The following is a 4,860-nucleotide window of genomic DNA, read 5'->3' on the forward strand; positions in this document are numbered from 1 at the left end:
GATGGGGGATGGGGAGAAATAACTCCTAAGTGTCTATGTCCAATTACCAATTCCCAACTACCAATTCCCAATTCTTAATTAATTTACAAGTTTGACAAACTTATTTTTACCAAGTTGCAAAACTTTACCTTGCAATTGGGTTGAATTATCGAAGGTCGTATCAGTATCAGTCACCTTTTGACCGTCTAAACGTACACCACCTTCCTGAATTTTTCTTCTGCCTTCGCCACCGCTTTTACATAAACCGCTAACATTGAGAAGATAGAATAGTTTTGCGGGGAATTCAACTTGAGCTAAGGAATATTCTGGAACTTCTCCTGTTTTTCCTCCGGATGTTGCAGCTAGTTCTGCCTCTTGAGCCGCTTGTTCTCCGTGATACTGAGTGACTACTTCTTTAGCTAATAACTTTTGACGATCGCGAGGATTTTCTGGCAGATTGTCCAAAGGTAGTTCTGTAAGTAATTCAAAATATTGAGATAGGAGTTCGTCAGGGACTCCCTGTAGTTTCTGATACTTTTGAGAGGGATGTTCTTTAACGGCTATATAGTTATTCAGAGATTTAGACATTTTTTGAACGCCGTCGGTACCAACTAAAATTGGTAACAACAGTCCAAATTGTGGCTTTTGATGGAAGTGACGTTGCAAATCTCGCCCGACAGCAATGTTAAACTTTTGGTCAGTTGCTCCTAATTCGACATCTGAAGATACAGCAACCGAATCGTAACCCTGCATTAATGGATATAGGAACTCATGAATAAAAATCGGATTCTCTTTTTTATAGCGTTCGGCAAAGCCTTCCTTTGCTAACATTTGTCCTACAGTCATTGTAGAAAGTAACTCTAAAATTTGCCCCAAGTCCAATTTTTCAAGCCATTCTGAGTTATAACGTACTTCTAGTCTACCAGGGGTTTCAAAATCCAAAATGGGTCGAACTTGGTCTAAATAACTTTTAGCATTTTGCTCGACTTCTGCTTGTGTAAGTTGACGACGTGTTTCTGATTTACCTGATGGATCGCCAATTCTAGCGGTAAAATCACCAATAATCAGTACTGCTGTATGACCATTATCTTGGAAAGCTCTGAGTTTCCGCATTGGTATACTATGACCAAGGTGAATATCCGCACCTGTTGGATCGATACCAAATTTAATTCTTAAAGGTTTACTTGCTGTTGACAACAACTTTTCTAAACTTGCGGATTCTTTATCGGAATCATCCCCTTGTGGAAAAATTTCTACAGTACCCCGATGTAGCCAATCAAAATTTTTCTCCATACTAGTTTTGTATTGTTGCTTATAGTGTTGACTTGATGGCGATCGCTCTTAAATAATCTGATGGCTGATCTAACCGTCCTTATATAATTACAAAAAACAACTACAAAAAAACAACTGCCTTGCCCAGCCTTTATTAATTAGTTATTTACAAGTGAGGAAGTGAGATAGCCGTGTCATCTAGGACTTTTGAAAAAAAGCAGCCCAAGGCTCAGGTTTCGTCAGGCTTTGATTTTATCAAAGGAGTCGGTCAGGTAGCTGGTGGAACTTTGTTAGCTGCCACTATGTTGACAAGCTCTATTGTAGCCGGAGGATTAGTCGGCTTAGCAATTAGTTTCCGTAATTTACCCGATGTCAGACAGCTACGTAACTTCTTTCCTTCAGAAACAACTTACATTTATGACATTAAAGGTAAACTACTTGCGAGTTTACACGGAGAAGCCAACCGTGAAGTTGTGACTGCGGATAAAATATCTCCGGAACTAAAGCGAGCCGTACTAGCGAGTGAAGACAGCGATTTTTATTACCACCACGGCATAAACCCGAAAGGTGTAGGGCGTGCTATTGTCACGAACTATACATCTGGAGGAGTCAGTCAAGGTGCTTCAACTATCACCATGCAGTTGGTGAAAAACCTGTTTCTTAACCAACGACGGGAATACACTCGTAAGTTAGCCGAAGCTGTATTAGCAATTCGTTTAGAACAAATTCTTTCCAAAAACGATATTTTGGAAATGTACCTCAATCAAGTGTATTGGGGTCATAACAATTACGGCGTTCAAACTGCCGCACGTAGTTACTTTAACAAATCAGCAGGTCAATTAACTTTGGCTGAATCGGCAATGATGGCTGGATTAATTCAAGCACCAGAGCAATACAGCCCATTCATTGACATCAAAAAGGCAAAATACCAGCAAAAAGTCGTCTTAGGAAGAATGCTGTCTTTGGGCTGGATTGACCAAAAAGAACACGATGATGCACTTAACGAAGAAATTAAGCTAGGAAAAATCAAGTCTTTCCAAGGTAGCGCTTTACCTTACATTACAAATGAAGTTTCGCGAGAGTTAGCCAAAAAATTTGGTCGGGATGCATTACTCAAAGGTGGTATGAGAGTACAAACTACCGTCGAACTCGATTTCCAGCAAATGGCAGAGAATGTTGTTAAAACATGGCATTCTCGTCTGTTGAGTCGTGGTTTATATAAAAACCAAATTGCTTTAGTAGCTGTAGATCCCCGCACTCATTTCGTTAAAGCATTAGTTGGTGGTGTAGATTCTAAAACCAGCGAATTTAACCGTGCTACCCAAGCTCAAAGACAGCCTGGTTCGGCTTTTAAACCCTTTGTTTTCTATGCCGCATTTGCCACTGGAAAATATACGCCGGATACAATTGTGTATGATACTCCAGTCAGCTATCGAGACGGTAGCGGTTGGTATAGTCCGCGTAACTATGACAACAGTTTTGGCGGTGCAATGTCAATTCGTCATGCTCTCAAGTTGTCTCGTAATATTCCCGTGATCAAGATTGGTAAAGCAATCGGGATGAATAAGGTAGTTGAAACTAGCCGGACTTTGGGTATTATGAGTCCAATGGAACCCGTAACTTCTCTGCCTCTGGGTGCCATTGGAGTCACACCGTTAGAAATGGCTTCTGCTTATGCGACTTTTGCTAATTATGGCTGGCAATCACCAACTACAGTAATTGCTCGCATTACCGATAGTAGCGGCAATGTATTGCTAGACAATACACCCAAACCCAAACTAGTTTTAGATTCATGGGCTGCTGCTTCTACAATCAGCGCTCTTCAAAGTGTAATTACTGACGGTACGGGTAAAAATGCTGCTCTCGGTCGTCCCACAGCAGGTAAAACGGGAACCACATCTTCAGAAAAAGATATCTGGTTTGTAGGTACAGTACCGCAATTAACCACCGCCGTTTGGGTTGGTAGAGACGACAACAGAACCTTGTCTAGGGGCGCAACAGGTGGTAGCGACGTAGCACCGATTTGGCGCGATTTTATGGTGCGGGCGCTCAAAGACGTACCGGCTCAGAGTTTTAAACCACCTTCACAATTCCCTCGTCCCAAAGCAAAATAATTTATTGCACACTATAGTTTTTATAAAATTCAGGAGTTAGAAGCATAACCTTTATCTCAAGGAAACTTTTAACTCTTAATTCTTAACTCCTAACTCATAACTCATAACTCCTAACTCATAACTCATAACTCCTAACTCCTAACTCATAACTCATAACTCTATTAAGGATTTCTTTCTAGATCAGCTTTCATCCGCTCCAAGGTTAAATTCATTTGGTCAAACATTTGTTGAGGAGTTACCCCAAATTGATTTAATTGAGTTTTGAGTTGCTCAATCGTCATTTGTGCCATAAAATCTTCAGATAGCTCGAAGCGCTTCATAAATACTCGATAGCGCTCCATCATTGCTTCCATCTGACTGATAAAAAGTTTTTTGCCTTCACGATCAAATTTACCGTAATTATTACCAAGCTGAATTAAGGCTTGATAATCTTCAAATAGCTTTTTCGCTTCTTGTTGAACTATGTCGGAGTCGAAGAATCCCATGTTACTTGTATCTAAATGAGTACTGAGACTTAATATATTGTTACTTTTTTTATTCTAATCTACGCAACTAATAAGCGGGAATAAGCTGAAGTGAGATATCAAGTTATCTACTTAAATCCTTTACAAGTCAGTTAAGAATGTTTGAGTTCCCTTAAACTGAATCTATATCAGCTATGAAGAAAAATATTTTTGTGCTTAACTCTATTTTATCGTGAAAACTAAATGTCTTTTGATCGGAAATAGTAGTATATCTTGTTAAGAATAATATTACATAGCTATTCTGTATGTTTTTTTACAGAGTAAGCCAAAAGAATTGCCGATATTGTAGTTAGTGAAAAATTTAATTTATCAAAAGCGATTTCTTTCTTAGACTTAGATAAAGAAAAAGAAACAATTAATCATTTCCAGAAAATCAAAGAAACTTAAAATGCCCAATTAAGCTGGATATTTTGTTAATATAACTGTCTTAGTTTATATAAACAAGAACCGGCTGTGTAATTTAATTTGGTAATGATAGATAATTTGAAAATATGTTTGCTAAAAATAAAAGCCGAAGTATCGCTGCAATTTTAGCTTTATCGGGTGCGGTTACAATCTCCGGCTTACATAAATTTTATTTAGGACAGCCGTTATGGGGATTGCTTTATGTTTTGCTTTCTTGGACACCAATACCCAAAGTAGCTTGCGCGATTGAGGCTGTGTGGTATTTAGCACAAGATGAAGAAACTTTTGACCGTAATTTCAATGGAGGTAAGTCAACCAAGTCAATTTTCACCAATAAAGCTTCAGGAGCCTTAGCGCTAGCAGAAGCTTTACGGGAACTGGATGCTTTACGTCAGGATGGATTAATTTCCGAGTATGAATTTGAACAAAAACGTCGTCAACTTTTAGATAATGAATAGCCAACGGGAGTTAGGAATGAGGAGTTATGAGTTTTGAGTTATGAGTTTTGAGTTATGAGTTTTGAGTTAGGAGTTTTGAGTTAATAATTATTCTCTCCCCATCTCCCC

The 4,860-nt window shown here is 38.9% G+C and carries 4 protein-coding genes; 2 read left to right on the forward strand and 2 right to left on the reverse strand.

Annotation, left to right across the window (positions count from 1 at the left end; translation table 11 throughout):
- Positions 1-78 precede the first annotated feature (78 nt).
- Positions 79-1,272, reverse strand: coding sequence for a tyrosine--tRNA ligase (gene tyrS / locus IQ247_RS31385; RefSeq protein WP_193926070.1), 1,194 nt, complete (start codon positions 1,270-1,272; stop codon positions 79-81).
- A gap of 170 nt (positions 1,273-1,442) precedes the next feature.
- Here tyrS and IQ247_RS31390 point away from each other — a divergent pair, with 170 nt between their 5' ends.
- Positions 1,443-3,365 (forward strand): transglycosylase domain-containing protein, encoded by a 1,923-nt coding sequence (locus IQ247_RS31390; RefSeq protein ID WP_193926071.1) that lies wholly within the window; start codon positions 1,443-1,445, stop codon positions 3,363-3,365.
- Between the two features lie 161 nt (positions 3,366-3,526).
- On the opposite strand, the gene IQ247_RS31395 is transcribed toward IQ247_RS31390, so the two are convergent.
- Positions 3,527-3,850 (reverse strand): DUF1825 family protein, encoded by a 324-nt coding sequence (locus IQ247_RS31395; protein WP_193926073.1) that lies wholly within the window; start codon positions 3,848-3,850, stop codon positions 3,527-3,529.
- Positions 3,851-4,380: 530 nt separating this feature from the next.
- Between IQ247_RS31395 and IQ247_RS31400 the strand changes: the two genes are divergently transcribed.
- Entirely contained in the window at positions 4,381-4,752 is a 372-nt protein-coding gene (locus IQ247_RS31400) for an SHOCT domain-containing protein (protein WP_193926075.1), read from the forward strand.
- Positions 4,753-4,860 lie beyond the last annotated feature (108 nt).

Source organism: Plectonema cf. radiosum LEGE 06105 (assembly GCF_015207665.1).
Taxonomy (GTDB): domain Bacteria; phylum Cyanobacteriota; class Cyanobacteriia; order Cyanobacteriales; family Nostocaceae; genus Rivularia; species Rivularia radiosa_A.